The 22,255-nt window shown below is 36.0% G+C and carries 21 protein-coding genes; 9 read left to right on the forward strand and 12 right to left on the reverse strand.

Features of this window, described 5'->3' with window-relative positions:
• The first annotated feature begins 352 nt into the window (after positions 1–352).
• Entirely contained in the window at positions 353–628 is a 276-nt protein-coding gene (locus C1H58_RS08395; RefSeq protein ID WP_016425611.1) for a hypothetical protein, read from the forward strand.
• 90 nt (positions 629–718) lie between these two features.
• Here the strand turns inward: C1H58_RS08395 and C1H58_RS08400 are convergent, their stop codons facing one another.
• Positions 719–1,315, reverse strand: coding sequence for a TetR/AcrR family transcriptional regulator (locus C1H58_RS08400; RefSeq protein WP_165545918.1), 597 nt, complete (start codon positions 1,313–1,315; stop codon positions 719–721).
• A gap of 149 nt (positions 1,316–1,464) precedes the next feature.
• Here C1H58_RS08400 and C1H58_RS08405 point away from each other — a divergent pair, with 149 nt between their 5' ends.
• Entirely contained in the window at positions 1,465–2,742 is a 1,278-nt protein-coding gene (locus C1H58_RS08405) for a YhgE/Pip domain-containing protein (RefSeq protein ID WP_165545919.1), read from the forward strand.
• A 287-nt stretch (positions 2,743–3,029) separates the two neighbouring features.
• Here the strand turns inward: C1H58_RS08405 and C1H58_RS08410 are convergent, their stop codons facing one another.
• The 3 genes from C1H58_RS08410 to C1H58_RS08420 form a co-directional block, all read right to left on the reverse strand.
• Entirely contained in the window at positions 3,030–4,211 is a 1,182-nt protein-coding gene (locus tag C1H58_RS08410; RefSeq protein WP_165545920.1) for a LysM peptidoglycan-binding domain-containing protein, read from the reverse strand.
• 259 nt (positions 4,212–4,470) lie between these two features.
• The gene (locus C1H58_RS08415) at positions 4,471–5,613 is read right to left on the reverse strand and encodes a bifunctional cystathionine gamma-lyase/homocysteine desulfhydrase (protein ID WP_165545921.1); all 1,143 of its coding nucleotides are present in this window, start codon (positions 5,611–5,613) and stop codon (positions 4,471–4,473) included.
• On the reverse strand, positions 5,606–6,511 hold the full coding sequence (locus C1H58_RS08420) for a PLP-dependent cysteine synthase family protein (protein ID WP_165545922.1): 906 nt from the start codon (positions 6,509–6,511) through the stop codon (positions 5,606–5,608). The genes C1H58_RS08415 and C1H58_RS08420 overlap by 8 nt, the downstream gene beginning before the upstream one ends.
• Before the next feature lie 177 nt (positions 6,512–6,688).
• Between C1H58_RS08420 and C1H58_RS08425 the strand changes: the two genes are divergently transcribed.
• The gene (locus C1H58_RS08425; protein WP_342589317.1) at positions 6,689–7,111 is read left to right on the forward strand and encodes a GNAT family N-acetyltransferase; all 423 of its coding nucleotides are present in this window, start codon (positions 6,689–6,691) and stop codon (positions 7,109–7,111) included.
• A 13-nt stretch (positions 7,112–7,124) separates the two neighbouring features.
• The gene (locus C1H58_RS08430; RefSeq protein WP_165545923.1) at positions 7,125–8,450 is read left to right on the forward strand and encodes a carboxylesterase family protein; all 1,326 of its coding nucleotides are present in this window, start codon (positions 7,125–7,127) and stop codon (positions 8,448–8,450) included.
• A 135-nt stretch (positions 8,451–8,585) separates the two neighbouring features.
• Here the strand turns inward: C1H58_RS08430 and C1H58_RS08435 are convergent, their stop codons facing one another.
• Positions 8,586–9,914: a sodium-dependent transporter gene (locus tag C1H58_RS08435; protein WP_165545924.1), complete on the reverse strand. Its 1,329-nt coding sequence runs from the start codon at positions 9,912–9,914 to the stop codon at positions 8,586–8,588.
• 184 nt (positions 9,915–10,098) lie between these two features.
• On the opposite strand from C1H58_RS08435, the gene C1H58_RS08440 reads away from it, so the two are divergent.
• Positions 10,099–10,290 carry a hypothetical protein gene (locus C1H58_RS08440; RefSeq protein ID WP_050331831.1) on the forward strand — a complete coding sequence of 64 codons (192 nt, stop codon included), beginning with the start codon at positions 10,099–10,101 and terminating at the stop codon, positions 10,288–10,290.
• Positions 10,291–10,438: 148 nt separating this feature from the next.
• Here C1H58_RS08440 and C1H58_RS08445 read toward each other — a convergent pair whose 3' ends face one another.
• Together C1H58_RS08445 and ppdK are read right to left on the reverse strand one after the other, a co-directional pair.
• Entirely contained in the window at positions 10,439–11,254 is an 816-nt protein-coding gene (locus tag C1H58_RS08445; protein WP_060830537.1) for a pyruvate, water dikinase regulatory protein, read from the reverse strand.
• 4 nt (positions 11,255–11,258) lie between these two features.
• Entirely contained in the window at positions 11,259–13,883 is a 2,625-nt protein-coding gene (gene ppdK / locus C1H58_RS08450; protein WP_165545925.1) for a pyruvate, phosphate dikinase, read from the reverse strand.
• A 281-nt stretch (positions 13,884–14,164) separates the two neighbouring features.
• Between ppdK and C1H58_RS08455 the strand changes: the two genes are divergently transcribed.
• Complete coding sequence (locus C1H58_RS08455; RefSeq protein ID WP_165545926.1) at positions 14,165–15,019, forward strand: NAD-dependent epimerase/dehydratase family protein; 855 nt, start codon at positions 14,165–14,167, stop codon at positions 15,017–15,019.
• Positions 15,020–15,218: 199 nt separating this feature from the next.
• Here the strand turns inward: C1H58_RS08455 and C1H58_RS08460 are convergent, their stop codons facing one another.
• From C1H58_RS08460 to panB, 4 genes are all read right to left on the reverse strand, one after another.
• On the reverse strand, positions 15,219–16,466 hold the full coding sequence (locus C1H58_RS08460) for an MFS transporter (protein ID WP_242680305.1): 1,248 nt from the start codon (positions 16,464–16,466) through the stop codon (positions 15,219–15,221).
• 360 nt (positions 16,467–16,826) lie between these two features.
• Positions 16,827–17,210, reverse strand: a complete 384-nt coding sequence (gene panD / locus C1H58_RS08465) for an aspartate 1-decarboxylase (RefSeq protein ID WP_016425624.1) — start codon at positions 17,208–17,210, stop codon at positions 16,827–16,829.
• On the reverse strand, positions 17,207–18,067 hold the full coding sequence (gene panC, locus C1H58_RS08470; protein WP_165545928.1) for a pantoate--beta-alanine ligase: 861 nt from the start codon (positions 18,065–18,067) through the stop codon (positions 17,207–17,209). Before panC ends, panD begins: the two co-directional genes overlap by 4 nt.
• Positions 18,064–18,876, reverse strand: a complete 813-nt coding sequence (panB, locus tag C1H58_RS08475) for a 3-methyl-2-oxobutanoate hydroxymethyltransferase (protein ID WP_165545929.1) — start codon at positions 18,874–18,876, stop codon at positions 18,064–18,066. Before panB ends, panC begins: the two co-directional genes overlap by 4 nt.
• Positions 18,877–19,117: 241 nt before the next feature.
• On the opposite strand from panB, the gene C1H58_RS08480 reads away from it, so the two are divergent.
• Positions 19,118–19,972 (forward strand): oxidoreductase, encoded by an 855-nt coding sequence (locus tag C1H58_RS08480; protein WP_165545930.1) that lies wholly within the window; start codon positions 19,118–19,120, stop codon positions 19,970–19,972.
• A 488-nt stretch (positions 19,973–20,460) separates the two neighbouring features.
• Here C1H58_RS08480 and C1H58_RS08485 read toward each other — a convergent pair whose 3' ends face one another.
• Positions 20,461–21,000 carry a hypothetical protein gene (locus C1H58_RS08485; RefSeq protein WP_050331837.1) on the reverse strand — a complete coding sequence of 180 codons (540 nt, stop codon included), beginning with the start codon at positions 20,998–21,000 and terminating at the stop codon, positions 20,461–20,463.
• Positions 21,001–21,247: 247 nt separating this feature from the next.
• Here C1H58_RS08485 and C1H58_RS08490 point away from each other — a divergent pair, with 247 nt between their 5' ends.
• Both C1H58_RS08490 and C1H58_RS08495 read left to right on the forward strand, forming a co-directional pair.
• Positions 21,248–21,685, forward strand: coding sequence for a LytTR family DNA-binding domain-containing protein (locus C1H58_RS08490; RefSeq protein WP_165545931.1), 438 nt, complete (start codon positions 21,248–21,250; stop codon positions 21,683–21,685).
• Positions 21,682–22,152 (forward strand): DUF3021 domain-containing protein, encoded by a 471-nt coding sequence (locus C1H58_RS08495; RefSeq protein WP_165545932.1) that lies wholly within the window; start codon positions 21,682–21,684, stop codon positions 22,150–22,152. Before C1H58_RS08490 ends, C1H58_RS08495 begins: the two co-directional genes overlap by 4 nt.
• Positions 22,153–22,255 lie beyond the last annotated feature (103 nt).

Genomic DNA, 22,255 nt, shown 5'->3' on the forward strand with positions numbered 1-22,255 from the left:
ATGATAACAAATTCATGTCATACTTTCACTTACAACAGTTTACGCTATGCAATATCCCTTTTCATCAGCCCTGAGTTGGGTATTTTAACCATTTTAGTATATTAAATGATTATTGGAACGCGAAAAATGATATCGCCCACACCCATTTTAAGTTTCCGAAAAGTCGTTTAACTCACACTATATAAAAGATACTAAAGGCGGATCGATTGATAAAGCGTAGCCCTCTACCTTTTGCTTAAAAATGGCGATAATTGGCAGTGTGTAGAGGTTATAAGCGTACAATGTATATATAAAGTTACCAAAAATGGTATACTATGTAGCATAATTCAATATAGATGGGGGTTATTATTCTATGGCAAAAAAACCTAAAAAAACGTTAAGTCTCTTATCAGGCGCATTGTCTGGCGCGAGCATCATTGTCGATGCTTACAACACTTATATCTATCGTTCAAAAAACAAAAAATTGAGCTATATTTCTATTGGCATCGGTGTAGCAGATGTACTGCTTGATTTTTACTTGTCATTCGGTGCCAAAAGCAAAGCTGGAAAAGCATGGTCTATGTTTTCAATAGGACGCCAAGTCTATAGCTCTGTGCAAAAACTTAAAGAAATTCAAGCGCGTTCATAATTTGTGAGAATGAGGCAGCTGACTTGGATTGGGCACAACTTGTGACTAACAACTGCGCAATCCAAATGTCGTCTGTCTCATGTTTTAGTTTTAATGATAAGCTTTATAAATAATCCGCCATGGCCCTTGATACATCAATTTATAAATATTTTCGACTTGTTCATCAATTGTACTCCGTGCCTCATCCATCACCCAAGCGCGCATTAACGACCACATACTCCCCAAAACAAAAGCATGGAAATATCGAAATGGAATCCCTGCTATCTCCTTGTCATTAGGTAAGAAACTTTTCAAATTAAGCGCAATCATTTCTCCAATCTTCTGTTCAATTTCATAATTGCGTCCCATGGTTAATAAAACACGATACCGATCAAGATCATCGTGCATGATTGTTAAAACTGCTCGTGGTATCTCTTTGAACACGATTGCTGCTTCCTCATCATTCTCAACTGCTTTAAGACGCACTATTTTCTCATTAAAATTGATTTGCATCTGCTCAATCATTTCTTGTTCAATTTGATCGAGTAAATCATACTTATCTAAAAAATGTTGATAAAATGTAGCACGATTGATATCTGCAACATCTGCAATTTGATTCACGGTAATTTTATCTAACTTTTCCGTTTTCAAAAGTGTAATCATCGCATTTTTTATTGCCGCTTTCGTTTTACGAACTCTTCTATCCATCAAAATAATCTCCTTTACACAACAATTTCATACTATATGTTGGTTAATCAGCAATTTGCCATCAATTGAACATTGTATCTATTTTAATATCTATTATAATAACATCACGAACAATAAACAACACAATGTTGCATAAAGGAGGTCATTTTATGAGTAATCGTAAATTATGGATTGTACCGCTCATTACGGTAACCATTTTATTAATTTTAGCTACTGCATTTTATCCTGCATATAACCCAAAACCTAGCAACGTTCCTATGGCGATTGTTAATTTAGATAAAGGGACACACATACAAGATAAAGAAATCAATATTGGTAAAAAATTAACAGAAAAATTGAAAGACAACAAAAATGAAGAAATTCAATGGCATGAAGTCAAAGATGCCAAAAAAGCGCAAGATGAAGTACGTAAAGGCACTTACGCTGGTGCAATTATTTTAGAAGATCATTTTTCAGAACATGCTTTAAGCCCTGCTCAAACAACCATCATGAAATCTAAACAAAAAGAACTCCAACAACAAGTTGAAGAAGGTAAAATACCTCCTCAACAAATTCAAAAAATAAAAGCGCAAATGGAGAAAAAAGGACAAAAAGCTCCTTCAAAAATAGAACAAGCCCAAATCAGTACTTACATTGATGAAGGAGGTCAAGGTCAACTTGCAAACGTAACAAAACAAGTCTTGAAACAAATCAGCACGAATATCAACCAACAAGTCAGTCATCAAAATGTTCAAGCACTTGCTCAAAGTAACGTCGATATCTCAGCTAAACAATTCGAACAGTTTTCTAACCCTGTCAACGTTGATCAGCATACATTCCATCCAATTGCATCACATCAAGCTAACGGTAATGCAGCTATGGTACTCTTTATGCCTGTATGGCTTGCATCAATGATTACAGCTGTCGTTTTATACTTTAATTTCAAAAACAGAAGTCAAATGTCATCTCGACGTCGTCAAACTTTAACAGGCGCGTTGACTATAGGTATAGATCTCATCGCAAGTTTTGCTGGAAGCTTTGCATATGTCTATTTCCTAAGTTACGTTATGAATTTCAACTTTCCAAATCCATTCGTAACCGCAAGCTTTATTGGTTTAGCTATCTCTGGTTTCTCATTGCTTATATTAGGATTAATGGTTTGGATTGGTATACTTGCAGCACCTGTATTTTTAATATTGGTATTCTTTTCTATGCAAGCCATTTTATTACCTATCCATATGGTGCCTAAATTTTATCAACAAAATATTTTACCGTGGAATCCTTTCAAATTATACACAACAGAGATTAAAAATTTAGTTTACCTACACCAACCATTAGAATGGAATTCAACAACTATTGTATTAATCAGTTTTATTCTATTTGGCATTATCTCAGTGTTAATCAGTCACTACACTAAAAAACACATTCCTTATGTGAATACGATTTAAATTAAAATATTTAACATTTAAAGGATGCCCTCTAACACACCCAGATTGCTAGAGGGTATCCTTTTTATGACAATCACTTCACGTGGAACAAAAATACATTTAATTCATTGTCCCGAATAGCTGAAATCGTTCGGGATAATAAGTTAATTGACTGAAGTAAAATAAAGAACCGGTTCTTTTGTATTAAAAATAGGACTGGTGATCCAATCAATCACCAGTCCTATTGAGTATAGAGCCAAAAAAGAGGATTTCACTCATCATACTGATGAATAAAATCCTTTTATATATTAATGGATATATTTAAAGTTCGCTACATTGTAACTTGGCACTGTACGATAAGTCAGTACACCTGGTCCAGCAGTAAAATTCATTTCAGAAACTAAAATACTACCATCTGGATTTACACGTTCAACGTATGAAACATGACCATAATAACCTAAGTCTGATTGTAAAATTGAACCTACTGTTGGGTTGCGGTCAATTGTGTAACCGTCACGCGCTGCATTATCGTCCCATGCATTAGCATTCCACCAGTAAGTACTGATGCCTAAACCAGCTTCCTTACGTTTGTTGAATACATACCACGTACATTGACCCCAGTCATAGTAATTTTCATGATTAAAGATGGGTGTTTGGTATTGGCGGTTAGGTGCTGTTGTTGTACCTGTAGAAGCCGCCGAACCTGAAACCTTTAATTTCTGACCTGGGAAGATTAAAAATGAATTTAATCCATTTAACTGCATAATGTTTTGATACGTTGTGCCATATTTTGAAGCGATTAATGATAATGAATCGCCTGGCTGTACTGTATAATATGTTGTCGCACCATTTGCTGCGGGTCTTGAAGGTTTAGATGGTGTTGTATGGTTAGGTGTAGATGCTGTGCCTTTAACTTTCAATTTTTGGCCTGGAAAAATTAAAAATGAATCCAAACCGTTTAAGTTCATGATATTTTGATAAGTAGTCCCATACTTTGAAGCAATAAGTGATAATGAATCGCCTGGTTGCACCGTATAATATGTAGTTGATCCAGAAGTTTTTGACGGTTTTTGACGACTTGGTGCAGAAACAGTTCCACTTACTTTCAGCTTTTGACCTGGATAAATCATAAAGCTATTTAACCCGTTCAATCGCATGATGTTTTGATATGTTGTTCCATAACGTGCAGCAATACTTGATAATGAGTCACCACTCACCACCGTATATGTTGATGAATTCCCCGAAGATGACACATGATTAGATCTACCTGCAGTACTTCCTGATACTTTTAATACTTGGTTCGGAAAGATTAAATTGGAACTCAAGTTATTATAAGATTTAAGTTGTGAAATCGTAATGTTGTATTTTGTTGCAATAGACCACAGCGAGTCACCTGCTTTAACACGGTATGTTGAAGCATTGGCATCCGCGGCTACCATTGCAGTAACAGCTGAAGTCCCTATCACTGCCGCAATGATTTTTTTATGCATTGATTTCCCTCCTTATTTAAGATAGTTATTATAAACACACCTATACATTGATAAAGTATACACCCAACACTATAAAAAATATATTTCCGTTATATGACATTATCATTACAAAAAAGAAGCCAAGGTAGAACATGACCTTAGCTTCCATAACCCCTTAAATATCAATTTATTGCATACGTCTTAAATATTCATGATTCGATTACCTATACGGTGAATACAGTCGCCTTTTAACAAACTGTATTTCAATCAAATGCCTACTTTACAGCTGATCTAATGCCTGTTTTAAATCTGCTACAATATCATTCGTATCTTCAATACCTAAAGATAATCTAACTAACCCATCAGCAATCCCCTCTTTAGCGCGCACATCTGCTGGTATAGATGCATGTGTCATAAGACTTGGTACAGAAATTAAACTTTCCACTGCACCTAAACTTTCCGCTAATGTGAAATATTGCGTTTGTTTAACCAAATATTTCGCCTTTTCTACATCAGACACTTCAAACGACACAATACCTGTCGTGCCGTCCGCTTGTGCTTGATGAATTTCATAATTTAAGTGTGTTGTTAGACTTGGATGATAAACAGCTTTAACATTCTGATGTTGATTCAGCATTTCTACGACAGCTAAGGCATTACGTTCAATTTGATCCATACGCAAACCTAAAGTTTTAATACCACGTACAAGAAGATAGCTGTCTTGTGGTCCAAGCACACCACCCGTAGAATTTTGAATAAAACCAATACGCTCTGCCAAGTCATCGTCATTAACTGCGACTAAACCTGCAACAACATCACTATGTCCCCCTAAATATTTAGTAGCTGAATGTACCACTATATCAGCGCCTAAAGTAAGTGGTGTTTGATAATAAGGTGTCATAAAGGTATTATCAACCACAGTCAATAATTGATACTGTTTTGCTAATTCGCTCACTGCTTGAATATCTGTCACTCTCAATAATGGGTTAGACGGTGTCTCAATAAAGAGCATTTTCGTTTGATCGTTAATTTTTGCTTCGATGTTTTTAACATCAGTTGTATTTACAAAATCAAATTCGATACCGTATCTTGTAAAGACTTTTGTCATGGCACGATATGTTCCTCCATAAACATCTGACCCGACAATAATATGATCGCCTTGATCTAAAAGCATTAAGACTGCACTGATAGCGGCCATACCTGAACCAAAGGCAAAACCATGTTGACCACGTTCTAAATCAGCAATCAACGACTCTAGAGCTGAACGCGTTGGATTTGCGGTACGTGAATATTCATAACCTTGTCTTAATGCGCCGATTGCATCTTGTTCGTAAGTACTTGTTTGATATATCGGTGTGGTTACTGCACCTGTATATAGATCTGTCGTATTTCCACCATGTACTAATAATGTTTTTTTATTCATTTAAATCTCCTCCATATTGAAATATTTTTTTCGACATATAACGGTCACTTCCATCCGGAAAAATGACGACAATCTTACCCTTTTGAATACGTTGCGCCACTTGAAGTGCGCCTTCTAACGCTGCACCCGACGAACTACCCGCTAATATCCCTTCATATTTGGCGAGTTGTTTCACATGCTCAAATGCCACTTCATCAGAAACCACTTCAACGGCATCAATCCATTCTTTTTTCAAAAATTGAGGCCATACCTCTACACCGATGCCCTCAGTATCGTGGCTTCCCTTTTCTTGTCCACTTAAAATAGATCCTTTTGGCTCAACAACAACGGATTTAACACCATAAGGTTGTAAAGATTCAGCGACACCAGAAAACGTGCCTCCTGAACCTGCCCCTGCCACAAAGTAATCCAAATTCGGTATCGCTTCAATAATTTCTACCGCAAGCGTCTCTCTGTAGGCGTCTGGATTATCTGATGTTTCGAATTGGTTTGTATAATACGCACCTGTACGCTTCGCAAAGTTTTCTGCTGCTTGGCGCGCACCTAACATCCCTTCCTCTTTCGGTGTACGATGAATACGTGCGCCTAATGCACGCATAATATCAATTTTTTCCTCTGAAAACCCCTCTGGCGCAAAAATGACACATTGGATTTGATAATGGTTTGCGACGATTGCAAGTCCAATACCTGTATTACCTGCAGTGGCCTCAACAACCGTATCTCCAGATTGAATTCGTCCTTCTTCTATCGCATGTTCAATTAAATACTTTCCAAGTCGATCTTTTACACTGCCCCCCGGATTATACATCTCGAGTTTCGCATAAATTTGAACATCGTCATTACTATAATGTTCTAATTGCACAAGCGGTGTATGCCCAATTAAATCGAAATTCCTCAAAATTGCGCCTCCTCAATCCATTCACTAACTTAATTCTTAGTTATTCAATATGAATTATAGGTTAAATTATAATGAGATTCAATGTAAAGGCAATCAATTTTTATATTCATATTTTTCTGATAATTTAAATGAGGTTTTGCGTTATAATATATAATAAAGATAAAGGAGGCTAAAATTGTGGAAATCATCTCAAAAACAACGCTGACATCGGAAGACATTCAGCAACTTTATAAGCTATATCAAGATATTGGTTGGTTTGGCCATACGCCCGAAAATATTGGAGTCATTTACAATGCAAGCACACATATTTTTGTAGCTGTCCACCAACAAAAAATCGTTGGCTGTGCCCGTGCCCTTTCTGACGGTGTTTTCAATGCTGCTATATATGATGTGATTGTCCATCCACGCTATCAACGGCAAGGGATTGGTAAAAAGCTTTTACATCAACTTTGCGACACCTTTCGTTCAGTTTCCTGTATTCATCTCATTTCGACTATCGGGCATACTGATTTTTATGAATCTTGTGGGTTTAAATTATTAAAAACGGGCATGGGAATTTATCAAAAAGAAAATTTAGCTGAAACTTATTTGTACAAATGAAGGAGGGAGAGGAATGCGTATTGATACGAAATTAGGAACAATTTATGGCAAATCATATGCAGGTTTTGACGTTTTTAAAGGTATTCCTTACGCACAACCGCCAACAGGCGCTTTACGCTTTAAACATGCACAGCCCGTTACACATTACGAAAATGACCTCTATGCGACAGAATTTGGTCATACTCCGATACAACCCTTTAATTCACTTGAAGCTTTTTTCTCTCCTTTTCAAGAAACACCTCAACAAAGTGAAGATTGTCTCACATTAAATATTTGGCGTCCTCAATCTAAACGCGATCAACTTCTACCTGTCATTATTTTTATTTACGGTGGAAGCTTTGTGAATGGTCATAGTGCCCAAGATATATATCAACCCCAAGCGATTGTCCAACAAGAGGACGTCATCGTTGTCACATTCAATTACCGATTAGGTGCTTTAGGTTTTTTAGACTGGTCTGCAATTCATTCTGACTGGCAAGCAAACAATGGACTTTCTGATCAAATCTGTGCATTAAAGTGGGTCTATGCGCATATTTCCAGCTTTGGTGGCGATCCGCAGCGTCTCACACTGATGGGACAATCCGCAGGCGCAATGAGTATTGAGGCACTGTTACGCATGCGAAGTGTCAGACCAATGATTCGACATGCGGTACTGTTAAGCGGCATATTACAACTCGATACGCCATACGCCGCACAACAAAAAGCGCAAATATTCAACACATCAAAGCATCGACACTTCCCCAATCAAACATGGCAAGCGTTAGATAGCGACGCTATTTTAACGTTGATGGATGCGCATCAGTCAAATTATGGTCCTTCAAAAGGGCTAGAATTAATTTATCAACCTGTTGCGTCAAAGGAGATTGAACCCCATTATGACCTTGTCGATACACCTGTTTTATTAGGTATCACATCATCAGAAGGTGATATCTATATTAAAAATGAACAAAAAAAATTAGACCCTTTGCAATTTCAAGCGATTTTGAATCGTGCTGGTTTACCAATACCGGACCTTCATGAGATGATGACAGCACAACAACAACGTCGACTTATCACAGATTTCTATTTTAAACAGCCGTTTCTCGACCTTTTTCACACACTTTCAAAAACAGCACCCACTTGGAAAGCTGAGTTTAATTGGTTTCGTCCTGATCACCCACGCTATGCTTCGACTTATCATATCTTAGATTTAATTTTTTGGATGGGACGACTCGATATTTTAGAAGCAAATGGTTTAACCCTCACTTCACATGAAAAACAACTAAGCCACCGCATGATTCACGATTTATGCCATTTTGCAAAATATGGCGAACTGAGACAGCATCAATATTATATGTAAATTTCTTCTTGTCATTCATTTAAAAAGCGTGATTGCCTGCCTCTCATCATTGAGGCAAGTTCAACCACGCTTCTTTATATTGAACCTTATTAATCAGAAATGTGCTATAAGACAAAAATGTCGAAATTAATCTGTTCAAACGAATTGTAAAATAAATACTGCTAAAATAATACATGGCAATATCCATTTTACTAATATATACCATGGATAAAATAGTTTAAGACGGTGATCACCAAATGCCTCTCTTAATGTCTCTTTTTTAACCTTATGACCAATTGCTAATGTTGAAGCAAGTGCGCCAATAGGGAGCAAAATATTTGAAACAAGAAAATCCATATTATCAAAAAGTGTACCTGCACCAAATGTTAATCCGCTTAAGCTACTGAATGACAACATTGCCGGTATACTTATCATGACCACACCTGCACCTACAAGCGTCGTCATTTTGAGGCGTTTTCGATTATCATTGCGTGTCAAATTAGAGATATTTAACTCTAGCAATGAAATTGAAGAGGTCAGTGCTGCAAACAAAAAGAGGACAAGGAAAATAATATAAAATAACGTACCAAATTGAATTTTTTCAAAAACAAGGGGTAACACTTTGAATAATAAACCAGGACCCTCTTTAGGCTGATAGCCAAAAGCCTGTAATGCCGGAAATATAGCTAGCCCCGCTAAAATGGCGATAACAATATTCATAGCAACAATCGTAATTGCAGACCGCTTAATTGGCATTTCTTTAGGTGCGTAACTTGCATATGTCATCATACCAGTCGTACCTAATGATAGTGCGAAAAAGGATTGGCCTAACGCAAATAAAATAGAATCCATCGTTATATCTGTCACGCGTGGTTCAAATAAAAAGCGCACCCCTTCCATAGCACCTTTTAAAGAAAGCGATTGGGCAACAATGACAATTAAAAAGACAAACAGCAGCGGCATCATCACTTTAGATGCCTTTTCTAAACCTTTTTCAACGCCTAGCATAACGATTAAACAAGTCAGTCCTATAAATATAAGCTGTCCTATCAATGTATAGGCAGGTTGGCTAATGATTGATTCAAAACGTATATCGCTCAAATGCGCGGGGCCAAGATGGATCCATTGAAGTCCTACGATTCCAATATAGACTACAATCCAACCCCCAATTACACTGTAAAAACCGAACAACAAAAATACTGTTAGATTGCCAATCCAACCGATACTATTAAGCCATTTTTGGCCCGTTAACTTTCCAAATAATCGTGTTGTATAGGTTCTACCTAATTTACCCACCGCAAATTCCATAATCAGAAAAGGGAGACCTATTAAAATAGTGAATAAAACAAACATGAATAAAAAAGCGCCGCCGCCATACATCCCTGCCATATATGGAAACTTCCACAATGCGCCTAAACCAATTGCGGAGCCTGCACTCGCTAAAATAAATCCCGTCGACGATTTCCACTGTGACTTTTGTGACAATACCTTTCACCCTTTCACTTTAATGCGTTGAATCGTTTAAGCATACTTTGAAAATATAACATATTCATTGCTCAAGAACAATCTTCTGCGACTATTTATTGAAATGGTCAATGAAATTTCAAATAGCGATTGATTCATCACTTTAATTTGATATGATTAAAGTGAATAAAAGGGGTGAGAAATCATGTCAGAAAAATTGAAAGAACGCATTTATTTAATCGCGATTATTATTAGTACTTTATGTGTTATTTCTTCTGTGTTATTCAGCCTAAGTCCTGCCATTACTGCAGCAGTCACTTTTATTTCTATCATTATATTTGCGATATTGTATTTTGTTGTACCAACTAAAAATCAAAATACACGTAATTTAAAATAATTTAACCGCTATGCATGTAGAAGGACTGGGAGATAAGGTTTCAATTTCCTAAAAAACACCCCAAAATTCATTCAAACGATTTTGAGGTGTTTTTTTTATTTTGGCTAGGTTACGTCCTAGACTTTGTTTTTTTATTTTTTGAGTATATTTAAAAAGAGGACTGTAAATATTTTTCGATATAGAATGCCGACTCTTCAATCGAGCGATATTCTGTGTTAATCACGGTTGCATTCAACTTTTTGAATACTTCTTCCGCATAAGCCAACTCAACTTTGATCCGTTTTAAATCGTTATAATTGGCTTGGCCGTCGATGCCTAATATTTTCATTCGCTCTGTTCGAATGTTCATAATATATTGTGGGCTCGCTGTTAAGCCAAATACTTTAATTTGTTTCTTTTTAATCGTCTCGTATGGGATTGTCACTTCGGGAACTAGCGGTATATTCGCAATTTTATAGCCTTTATTTGCTAAGTACATGCTTAATGGCGTCTTAGATGTACGTGAAACACCTACAATAAGTGCATCCGCTTCACCTATATCCGTAAAATGCTTGCCATCATCATATTTAACCGAGTATTCAATCGCATCAATACGCTTGAAGTAATCATCATCTAATTTTCGAATCATCCCTGTTTCTTTCGTAGGAATATGACCCGTTTGCGCTTGAATATGGTGAAGGAGCGACGACATATAATCTATATATGGAATTTGATATTGGTTTGCATACGCTTGTCCCATGACATTATATTCTTCTGTCACTAGCGTCGTAACGACAATCGCATCTCTTTCTTTTGCTAACTTTAACACATGAACTAACTCTTCCTCGCTTTTGATAAACGAAAACTTTTTAATTTCAATTTGCGTCAAATCTGGAAATTGACTGACACCGGCATGTACCATACGTTGTGCCGTTTCACCTAGTGAATCAGATACGATAAAAATCGTCAATTGCCTTTTCTCCATAGCCTTATCGCTCGCTCTCAACGACACTTTGTGCGGTAGCTAAAATGGCTCCTGGTACGCGGAAAGGTGAACATGATACATAATCAATCGCCATTTTGTTAAAGTGATGAATTGATTTAGGATCGCCTCCTAACTCTCCACATACACCAATTTTGATTGATTCATTGACCTGTTTTGCTTGGTCAACAGCCATTTTAATCAATGCACCTACCCCATTAACATCTAAAGTTTGGAATGGATCAACTTCTAAAATTTGTTGATTTAAGTATTCATTGATGAATTTTCCAGCGTCATCACGAGAAAAACCATACGTTAACTGTGTTAAATCATTCGTACCAAAACTAAAGAAATCACACACTTCAGCAAGTTCATTTGCAATCATACATGCACGCGGTGTTTCAATCATTGTTCCCATTAAAAAGTGCAATGTCTGATCTGTTGTTGTTTCAATACGTTGGATGGCTTCCACAATTTGTGTCTGTAAAATTTTAAATTCTTCTACTGTAGATACAAGTGGAATCATAATTTCTGGTTGGCAATGGATTCCCTCTTGCTGTAATTGTGCCACACTATTCATAATTGCTTCTGCTTGCATCACATAAAGCTCTGGATAGGTAATGGCTAATCGACAACCGCGATGGCCCAGCATAGGGTTTGTTTCGTGTAACTCTAATATACGTTTGTTTAATTTTTCTACTGGAATGGCCAATTGTTGTGCTACATTTTGAATTTCATCTTCTGATTTTGGTAAAAACTCATGTAAAGGTGGGTCTAATAAACGAACAATCGTTGGACGCTCGCCTGATAAACGGAAAATCTGTTCGAAATCTTCTGTTTGGTAAGCACGTATTTTATCTAAAGCCGCCTTTCTCGTTGCATCATCTGAAGATAAAATAAAGCGACGCATTTCTACAAGACGCTCTGCACCAAAAAACATATGCTCAGTGCGAACTAAACCAATTCCTTTAGCATTAAATTGATAACCAGCTTCAATGTCTGGCGTTGTTTCAGCATTCATACGGACATTGAGGCGGGCCACGTCTTCTGCCCATTGCATAAATTGTTCAAAAGCTTCACTATGTTCAGCACTTGTTGTTTCAATTTCACCAACATAAAGGTCGCCTTTTGCACCATCAACAGATACCATATCGCCTTCTTGCAGTGTTTTTCCCGCATACGATACGATTTTTTCTTTTGTATTGATTTCAAGATCTGAACAGCCTGTCACACAACATTTCCCCATACCGCGCGCGACAACAGCAGCGTGAGATGTCATTCCTCCGTGTGTTGTAACAATGGCTTCACTTGCGATCATCCCTTCAATATCTTCAGGAGATGTTTCGGGACGCATTAAAATGACTTTTTCTCCTTGCTCCGCTTGCAATTGCGCTGCTTCGGCTGAGAAAACAATCTTACCTGTTGCAGCACCCGGGCTTGCAGGTAATCCCGCTTTAGATATCACTTCAGCGACTTCAAGTGCTTCATCTTTAAAAGTAGGATGTAACAATGTATCAATCGATTTCACATCTACTTTATGCATTGCTTCTTCTTTTGAGATGACGCCTTCTTCTACAAGTTCCACTGCAATTTGAATTGCCGCTTTAGCTGTGCGCTTACCGTTACGCGTTTGTAAAATATACAGTTTTTCATTTTCTATTGTAAATTCAATATCTTGCATATCTTTATAATGGGCTTCAAGTTGTTCTGAAACTTCGACGAAAGCTTGATGTACGTGTGGCATTTGCGCTTGTAATGTTGCAATATCTTTCGGCGTCCGTATCCCCGCTACCACATCTTCTCCTTGCGCATTTAATAAGTATTCACCAAATAATTGCGCCTCTCCTGTCACAGGATTACGTGTAAACGCCACCCCTGTTCCACTTTTAGGGCCACTATTACCAAAAACCATTTCTTGAACATTAACCGCTGTACCGATATCATGTGGAATCTCATTCAAATCACGATACACACGCGCACGATCGTTATCCCATGATTTAAATACAGCTTCAATTGCTTCTCGTAGTTGGTCTATAGGGGCTTGTGGGAATGGTTTGTAAACTTCTTCAATATAAACAGTTTTATAATGCTCACATATCTCTTTCAAACCTTCTGCTGGGATATCTGCATCATTTTCGTAGCCATGTGACTGTTTATACGCATTAAAATATGTATCGAAAGCAGACATCGGAATGTGATATACAACTTCACCAAACATTTGTAATAGGCGTCTATAACAATCGTATGAAAAACGTGCATCTCCAGTTTTAGCTGCCAGTTTTTCAACATTTTCATCATTTAATCCTAAATTTAAAATTGTATCCATCATACCGGGCATTGAAATTTTCGCGCCACTCCGAACCGAAACAAGTAACAAATGATCATTTGATGAAAAAGCCTTGCCCGTTCTCTCTGAAAAAGCTGCGAGTTGGGTTTCTAATTGATTTTGAACCTCATCAGCAAGTTTTTCTCCATTTTTTAAGTATTCAATACAAGCTTCAGTTGTAATGGTAAAACCATCAGGAACAGGCAATCCTAAGCGCTTCATTTCAGATAAATTCGCACCTTTGCCACCTAATAAATCTTTCATATCTTTTTGCCCTTCATCAAAAGCATAGACGTATTTTGTCATACTTTACCACCTCATTAACGTTTAATATGTCATACTAATTAATAAAAGTATGTCATATTAAAACTAAAAACACAATCAAAAATATAAGAATCATTTGATATTTTTATTTTTTGTCATAAATTCGAGAAATAATTATTTTTACTAGACCTAATATTCACTATCAACTTTGTTTTAACGTTTCAAAACCAGCCATTTAATATAAATACGGATGATTAACAAATTAAAAAGGAACCATCATTAGATTTTTAACCTGATTCCATTTAATACAAAGGCGTAAAGAAATGAAAAAGATATTCGTCACAGGCGCAACTGGCCTCATTGGTATGAAGTTAACACAACGCTTAATTCAAGAAGGGTATGAGGTTGCTGGTTTTACAACTTCGCAAAACGGTAAAGCACGCTTGGAACAACTCGGCGCAAAAGCCTGGATTGGTAATATCCTCGAGCCAAAAACAATAGAACCTGCATTGAGAGATTTCAAACCTGACGTTATCATGCATCAAATTACAGATTTAAAAAATGTCGATATGTCAGTAAATACAAAAGTTCGCATTGAAGGCACTCGAAATTTAGTGGATCTGACATTGAAATATAATATTCAGCATATCATTTCACAAAGTTTAGCCTCTATGTACGCACCTGGCACCTCATTAGCAGATGAGCAGACTACATTGGATACCGAATCTTCAGGAGATAGAAAAATAACCGTCGACGGTGTTATCGGTTTAGAAAAAGACAGTCAGCGTTTATCACATGCGGTCATTCTTAGATACGGAAGGATGTATGGTGAAGGGACTTGGTATGGTAAAGGCGGTATGATTTATAATCAATTTAAAGCAGGTAAGGTACAAGTTTCAAAAGGTTTTACCTCTTTTGTACATATTGAGGATACTGTAGAAGCAGCAGTTGCCGCACTTACGTTGGAGCCTGGTGGTTATAATATTACTGATGATGAACCCGTTGGCGGGGAAGAATGGGTAAAATGGTATGCCCAACAGCTTCAAGTTTCACCAGAAATTGAATTCTCCCCTGCTCAACCTTGCGAACGTGGTGCAAGCAATCAAAAATATAAAGCACACCAAGGGGCACTTCGTTATCCTTCTTGGTGTGATGGCATGGTCATGGATGAAAACTAATTTTACTTGAAAGATGTTCGCTATTTGCAAATGTTGACTCACAAAAGCAATTACATCACGAAAAATATTCAAATTCAATCCAACACCTCTACGATTGTCTGCATTATGACAATCATAGGGGTGTTTGTGTTTTTTTATTAAAAACAATCTTTTATCTTCATAATAGTTATACTTTCTTTGACCTTATATCTTAACGGTTTTAATTTTGAATTTTCTGATTTTTGAATATATGCTTATATTCAATATTTTGGATTTGCGGTAATAATCTATACGATTTTGACATAGAGAAAATTAAACTTGCTATAATAAACAATCCTCCACCTATTACTAATGTAAAATTAGTTCCTATACTCTTTATAAGCAAGCCGCCTATAAAACTACCGATTGGTAAAGATATTGCTGAAATACTTGTTATAATCGTAGTTAATCTAGCAAGCATATATTCAGGAATAACTTTTTGTTGAATAGAAGCTAGAGATATATTGCTTACGCTAATCGTTAAAAAGACTATTGGGAACAAGATGATAAAAGCGATACTAGGCATATAATTTATAATAACTAGCAATAAACCAGATATAACATTTAAAAGTATGAGCAACTTCCCATATCCAATATTCAATTTTTTTATAATTGGTGTAACTAAAGAACCTATAATTAAACCAATTGAAAATAATGCCATTAATAAACCGTAATAATATGATCCCCCTAAATAATTTGCTTTGAAAGAAATCCATGTATAGATAAGACCGAGTCCAAAATTGATAACACCACTCACTAACGCTACTATCAGTAATAAAGAGGACTTAATTTCTATGAGTCCTTCTTTCAAATTTTGTAAATATGTAAAATTGCTTTTCACTTCATTATTTAATTTAGGTATTTTTACATTAAACATAAAAAAACAAGCTACTAAAAATATAAACGCGTTAGTGAAGTATAATGGAACAAAAGCAACCATTGCCACAACGATACCACTTATCGAATTCATAATCACGTCTGTACCTTGATAAGCAACGCTCATAGCTGAATTAGCATTAATCAACTTTTCTTTTTTCACTAACAAAGGTATCGCTTTAGATTGCGCAGGATATCCTAGTTGTGTAAAAAACATTGCAATTGTTACTAAAGCCATCAAGCCATATACGTTCAAATAATCAATCAAGTATAAAAATGCAATTAATGATAATATTATACATTGTATAAACGGCGTGAACCTGAGCATTTTCTTTAAAGGCATCGCATCAACTAGAGGTCCAAATAAAAATGACATACATATAGGAATCATTAACAAAGTATTGGTTAAACCTACTAACAATGGGTTATGCGTCCATTGTAAGACCACCCATGTTGTAGCTACAAAATAAAGACTGTCGCCCGCATTTATCATAATTCTTCCCGCAATCAAATTAGAAAAAGACCTATTTTTATATAACCCTTCCAAAATCATTCACCCCCCTATTGATAATGATAATTGTAACACAATTCTGAAAACGGAGTGTTATTACTTTATAAATTACCGATTACAACTGTCGATTTTTTTCAAGTCACAAATAAAAATACACCTGTAAATCAAATGACTTTGTATAATTAAAATCATTTTTTATGAATACAACAATAATCATTGAATCATTTTTAAATATTCAAATTCAGTTCAATACTTCTATAATTATCTTCGCTCTGACAATCATAGAGTTATCTGTTTTTTTATTATCAAAAATTAAAATAACGGTCAGTGAATGTCTCACCAACCGTTCATATTAACAACTTCTTGTATTGAAAACATCATGTTGTGCTAAGGAGAAAGTCCTTACATGACAATTGTATTTTCTTTTTCATGAATCATTTGCACGATTTCATTTTTTTCATTCATCACTGCAACTTTTGGTGCATGTGTTTGTAATTCCGTTTCGTTAAGTTGCGCATACGTCATAATAATGACCACATCATCTACTTCGACCAATCGAGATGCGGCACCATTCAAGCATATTTTGCCACTCCCACGTTCTCCTGCGATGACATATGTCTCAAAACGTGCACCATTATTATTATTTACAATCGCGACTTTTTCATTCGGTAAAATATCTACAGCATCAAGAATATCAGCATCAATTGTAATGCTACCGACATAGTTTAAATTTGATTCTGTAACACGTGCACGATGAATTTTTGCGTTCATCATAGTTCTAATCATTTCTCTTGTTCATCTCCAATAATGATATTATCGATTAGCCGTGCTTGTGTAAACTTCACAGCTAATGATATAAAAATACGTCCTTCTATCATAACCTGTTCACGCAATTCTGGGTAGCTATAAATTGCAACTTCTTCAACACGACCACTCGTATGCATCTGAAGATATTGTGTCACTTTATCTATAATAACGCTACTATTGCGCTCACCCGACTGATATAGCGATTTCGCGAGTTCTAAACTTTTGTGTAAATGAACCGCTTCTTCACGTTCTTCCAGTGTGAGATAAACATTTCTTGAACTTTTAGCCAATCCATCAGACTCTCGCACGATATCTACACCAACGATTCGAACATCATGGTTAAAATCTAATACCATTTGTTCTACGATCGCCAATTGTTGCGCATCTTTTTTACCAAAATAAGCTACATCAGGATGGACGATATTAAATAACTTGTTTACAACTGTCACAACGCCATCAAAATGGCCTGGACGTTGTGCCCCTTCTAGAACTTCTGCCAGTCTTCCCACTGTAACATGGATACCAATTTCTCCTGGATACATTTCTTCGACTGTTGGATAAAAGACATAGTCCACACCAATTGCTTCTACCATCGCCACATCTTGATCAATTTGGCGAGGATAGGCATCAAAATCTTCATTAGGTCCAAATTGTAAAGGGTTCACAAAAACACTGATTGCTGTCACATCATTTTCCGTTATGGATTGACGCATCATCGTTAAGTGTCCATCATGTAAAGCGCCCATTGTTGGTACAAAACCAATTTTCTGACCTTTTAATTGATGTTGTTTCATCAATTGTTGCATTTCTTTAACTGTTGTAATGACCTGTGTCATGCTTCTACCTCATCCATAATTTGTTTTTTATAAGTGTATGCTTCAGAAGGAAAGACACCTGTTTTCACTTCTTCATTATATTTTTCAAGCGCAGCCATACCAATCGAGAAATCTTCGTATTGTTTTACAAATTTCGCTTGTCTTTCTACGCCATAATTAAGCATATCGTGATAAACCAGCACTTGACCATCTGTATCTTTACCTGCACCTATACCAATAACTGGGATCGTAAGTTTTTCTGAAATCACTTTTGCAAGATCACTCGGAATCGCTTCTAATACGAGTGCGACTGCTCCTGCTTGTTCTACAGCTTGTGCATCTTCAATTAATTGCTGTGCTGCTTCTTTTGTTGTCCCTTGCATTTTGTAACCTAAAACACCGACACTTTGTGGTGTTAAGCCTAAATGTGCCACAATCGGAATACCCATTTGTGTCGCTTGTTTCATAAAAGGTGTTAGATGCGCACCCTCTACTTTCAAAGCATTTCCATGACTTTCTTGGTATAATCGAATGGCATTTTGAATATCTGTTGAAGCATCAATACCTACTGAACCAAAAGGCATATCTACTACAACAAATGTATTGGGTGCACCACGACGAACAGCACGACTATGGTGTAGCATATCTTCTAAAGTGACATCTACTGTACTTTCATATCCGAGGACTGTCATTCCTAATGAATCACCGACTAAAATCATATCGATTTGAGCAGCTTCCACTTGTTTGGCGCTCGGATAATCATAAGCAGTTACCATTGAAATTTTTTCACCGTCACGCTTCATTTGTTGGATATTATTTAAAGTTTTCAATTCATTCACCCTTTAATTTTTAATATATCAATCGTAAAACATATCGCCTTATTTTTCCATTTATATTTAATATATCACAAGAATGCAAACCACATTTTTGAAAAATATTTGAACAGACATATTTTCGAAAGTGATAAATCATTCGTTTATTATCAAAACGGCCTTTACAATGTATTTTAATCGTAATACATTAAAGCATATCAGTAAATCATCCTATATTTATAAAGAAAAGAGGGCAAACATGACTAAAATTGCAGTAATAGGGCCTGGCGCTGTGGGCGCATCTCTTACCTTTGCACTTTCGCACACATTTGATGTCACTTTAATAGGCCGTAAAAATCAAACCATTCATTTTCAAGAATCGAATGCGCAAGTCCAACAGGAACTGACTGTTCGTGCTATTGAAGCGGTACAAGAACCGTTTGATGTGATTTTTATTGCTGTGAAAACGCATCAATTATCCGCTGTCATTCCAGAACTCGTCCATTTGACACATGCAAACACATTGGTGATTTTGGCACAAAACGGCTATGGTCAACTCAAACAATTAGCAGATTATCATGCTTATCAAGCTGTTGTTTACATTAGTGGTCAAAAACAAGAACAACGCGTGACACACTTTAGAGACTATAAACTTCATATCCAGGCAGACGCTCATACAAAACAACTTGCTCAACAACTAAAAGACGCCCCGTTAGAACTTGTACTCGAAGATCATATTGAAAATGCGATATGGTATAAACTCATCGTAAATTTAGGAATTAATACTATAACCGCACTAGGCCGTGATACCGCACGTGTATTACATGATGATGCGATGGTTCAACTTTGTCGACACTTATTAGAAGAAGGCACAGTCGTTGCGCAAGCTGAAGGCATTCAGTTGGATGACAATATCGTAGACGCCATTATGAAGATTTATGCCGGGTATCCTGATGAAATGGGAACAAGTATGTATTACGACATCATGCAAGGTCAACCTTTAGAAGTCGACGCCATTCAAGGTTATATTTATCAACGTGCTCAAGCACATCAAATAGCCGTTCCTCATCTTGAAACCGTTTATACACTACTTGCTTATCAAAACGCTAAGTAAGGACGTTGTTAACTTTCGTCAGCAACACTTTTTGACTTCGGTAACATTTAGTGATACTATAATGATAAGAAAAACACCTAGCCTAGGCTACCAACCGTGAACTAGGTGCAAAAACATAGCAACATATTAGTGAGCTTCCAGACTCAAATATGTTAATCATTACAGCCTATTATATAGGTGCTCTCGTTACCCCAATAACGAGAGCCTATTTTTTTTGTAATTTTAAACAATAAGGTCACTGCATACAAAGTACCAATAATACTTATAGATATTGTTAAATAAATATCCAAGTTGATTATTATTGTCATCTGTTATCACCTCAAATCATTACATATTTAATAGCTGAGAATGATTAACACATGACTAATAGGCTTCTATGTTTTATAACCCTAATTATACCTATTCTATTATCAGATAAGTATGTCCTCCCTATTACTCGTTTTAGAAAATATATAATTCGTATCGATTGATTTCCGCATATACTTTGATTATCCATCTACCTCTATAAACTGCAATTCATAAACTGAACGGTCATCGTAACGATTAAAACTATCGATATTCCCTTTTAAATATAACGTTTGCGTTTTCCGACTCACATTATGTTGATATGTCATTTTAATTTGTAAATTTGATTCATACCCATTATTTTCAATAGTGCGATTTAACTCATCGAATACAGCTTTATTAATAGGTAATAAATAACTCTCTTTACTTGGCAAAATACTAACGTACTTTCTTTGTAAAACTTGGCCTTCGTCGATAAACACTTCTATTTTAATTTGTTTTGCTGCACCCGCACCAAGATTAAATAACTTCAAAAAATCGTCTCCTATATCTGTAGAAGTTGTTGAAGCCGTATTTTTTAATTTTAATCTTTCGCCATCTCGTGTCATCAAAATCTGATTGAATCCTAGTGCAGGTAAAAAACTCATTTTCATTTGATAGAGTTGGATACTCACAGATACAAAATAAAATAACGCCATAATAAACGTCCCAATGGAACCAATTGCAGAGATTAAATTGATCATCACATACTCCTTTCGATAAAAGTTTAAAATAGTGGTTCGTAATTTCCACATTTGAGACCACTTTAAACCTTACTACACCTTGCGGACAATATAATGGATGAATATATTAAAAATTATTGACGCTTTTCTATCCCCACCGTTCATTTTCCTTACGATGCCGTTTAACAAGAATCCACTACCATATAGCAAGAGCAGATAGTATTTTTGGGTTTTCTTTGGTTTACTTAATACAAGGAGGTTAGCGCCTATGAAAGTTAGCATTACACTTAATCCAGCGATGGCAGAGGATCACATCCATATCACTACAAAGTCTATGACTCCTGATTTACAAAAAATAGTTACAGAAATTCAAGAAGATACGCCCTATTTGAGTGTAAAAACAGAAGATAACGCCATTTACTTTGTAGACACAACAGATATTATTGCTATTTATACGGAGCAACAAAAACTTAAAATCATAACAGTAATTAGGACATTTACAATGGTAGAACGACTCTACAAAATTAAAGTTAAATTGCCTGCATCATTTATTCAGATTTCTGAAAGTGAGTTGATTAATCTCAACTATTTAAATCACATTGAAATCACATCTAGTGGTAGTTTAAAACTGATTTTCAAGCACGACTATTTAACTTATTCCTCGCGCCGTTATGTGAAATCTATTAAAGAGAGGTTAGGTCTATGAAAACAATTAAAAATAGTTTTGGTATAGGAGTGACAATCGGTGTGTTAATTTCAATTTTCATTTCGATGATTTTTAGCAATCATGAATACCATCCTACAAATCCTATTTCTACAATTGGCGAGTGGTATTATCAAACTTTTACTGAAGCGCAAATCATGCTCATTATGATGATTCTATGGGGTATTATTGGCATCTTGTTTCAATGGGGTGCAAAAATATTCGAATACGACGATACTTCATTAAGAAAACGGACATTATGTCACTTTTCCTTTATGTTTTTACTTTTTCTTCCGCTCGCTTGCTTAGCAGGATGGTTCCCTTTGAAAATCACTGCCTTTGTATTTTTTGCCATTATTTATAGCTTTATATATTTCATCATTTGGGGTATCAACTACTTAATAATTAAGAAAGAAATTCAACAAATTAATCAATCGTTACAACAAAAAACTCATACGTCTAAAAAGTAACTCTTCTGTTCATCCTATTCAAGAACCACTGTGGCTGAGGTCAGGACATAGCCTATACTTCTATCAATTGTTCTAACTTAATGTTAGAAGCATCACTGTCCTA

It is taken from the genome of Staphylococcus sp. 191, assembly GCF_011174885.1.
GTDB lineage: Bacteria > Bacillota > Bacilli > Staphylococcales > Staphylococcaceae > Staphylococcus > Staphylococcus coagulans.

Coding starts and splice junctions, on each gene's coding strand:
- ppdK (WP_165545925.1), bottom strand. CDS start 13,883: ATGACAAAATACGTCTATGCTTTTGATGAAGGGCAAAAAGATATGAAA.
- panD (WP_016425624.1), bottom strand. CDS start 17,210: ATGATTAGAACTATGATGAACGCAAAAATTCATCGTGCACGTGTTACA.
- C1H58_RS08400 (WP_165545918.1), bottom strand. CDS start 1,315: ATGGATAGAAGAGTTCGTAAAACGAAAGCGGCAATAAAAAATGCGATG.
- panC (WP_165545928.1), bottom strand. CDS start 18,067: ATGACACAGGTCATTACAACAGTTAAAGAAATGCAACAATTGATGAAA.
- C1H58_RS08430 (WP_165545923.1), top strand. CDS start 7,125: ATGCGTATTGATACGAAATTAGGAACAATTTATGGCAAATCATATGCA.
- C1H58_RS08415 (WP_165545921.1), bottom strand. CDS start 5,613: ATGAATAAAAAAACATTATTAGTACATGGTGGAAATACGACAGATCTA.
- C1H58_RS08455 (WP_165545926.1), top strand. CDS start 14,165: ATGAAAAAGATATTCGTCACAGGCGCAACTGGCCTCATTGGTATGAAG.
- C1H58_RS08410 (WP_165545920.1), bottom strand. CDS start 4,211: ATGCATAAAAAAATCATTGCGGCAGTGATAGGGACTTCAGCTGTTACT.
- C1H58_RS08460 (WP_242680305.1), bottom strand. CDS start 16,466: ATGATTTTGGAAGGGTTATATAAAAATAGGTCTTTTTCTAATTTGATT.
- C1H58_RS08480 (WP_165545930.1), top strand. CDS start 19,118: ATGACTAAAATTGCAGTAATAGGGCCTGGCGCTGTGGGCGCATCTCTT.
- C1H58_RS08440 (WP_050331831.1), top strand. CDS start 10,099: ATGTCAGAAAAATTGAAAGAACGCATTTATTTAATCGCGATTATTATT.
- C1H58_RS08490 (WP_165545931.1), top strand. CDS start 21,248: ATGAAAGTTAGCATTACACTTAATCCAGCGATGGCAGAGGATCACATC.
- C1H58_RS08485 (WP_050331837.1), bottom strand. CDS start 21,000: ATGATCAATTTAATCTCTGCAATTGGTTCCATTGGGACGTTTATTATG.
- C1H58_RS08445 (WP_060830537.1), bottom strand. CDS start 11,254: ATGGAGAAAAGGCAATTGACGATTTTTATCGTATCTGATTCACTAGGT.
- C1H58_RS08405 (WP_165545919.1), top strand. CDS start 1,465: ATGAGTAATCGTAAATTATGGATTGTACCGCTCATTACGGTAACCATT.
- C1H58_RS08495 (WP_165545932.1), top strand. CDS start 21,682: ATGAAAACAATTAAAAATAGTTTTGGTATAGGAGTGACAATCGGTGTG.
- C1H58_RS08395 (WP_016425611.1), top strand. CDS start 353: ATGGCAAAAAAACCTAAAAAAACGTTAAGTCTCTTATCAGGCGCATTG.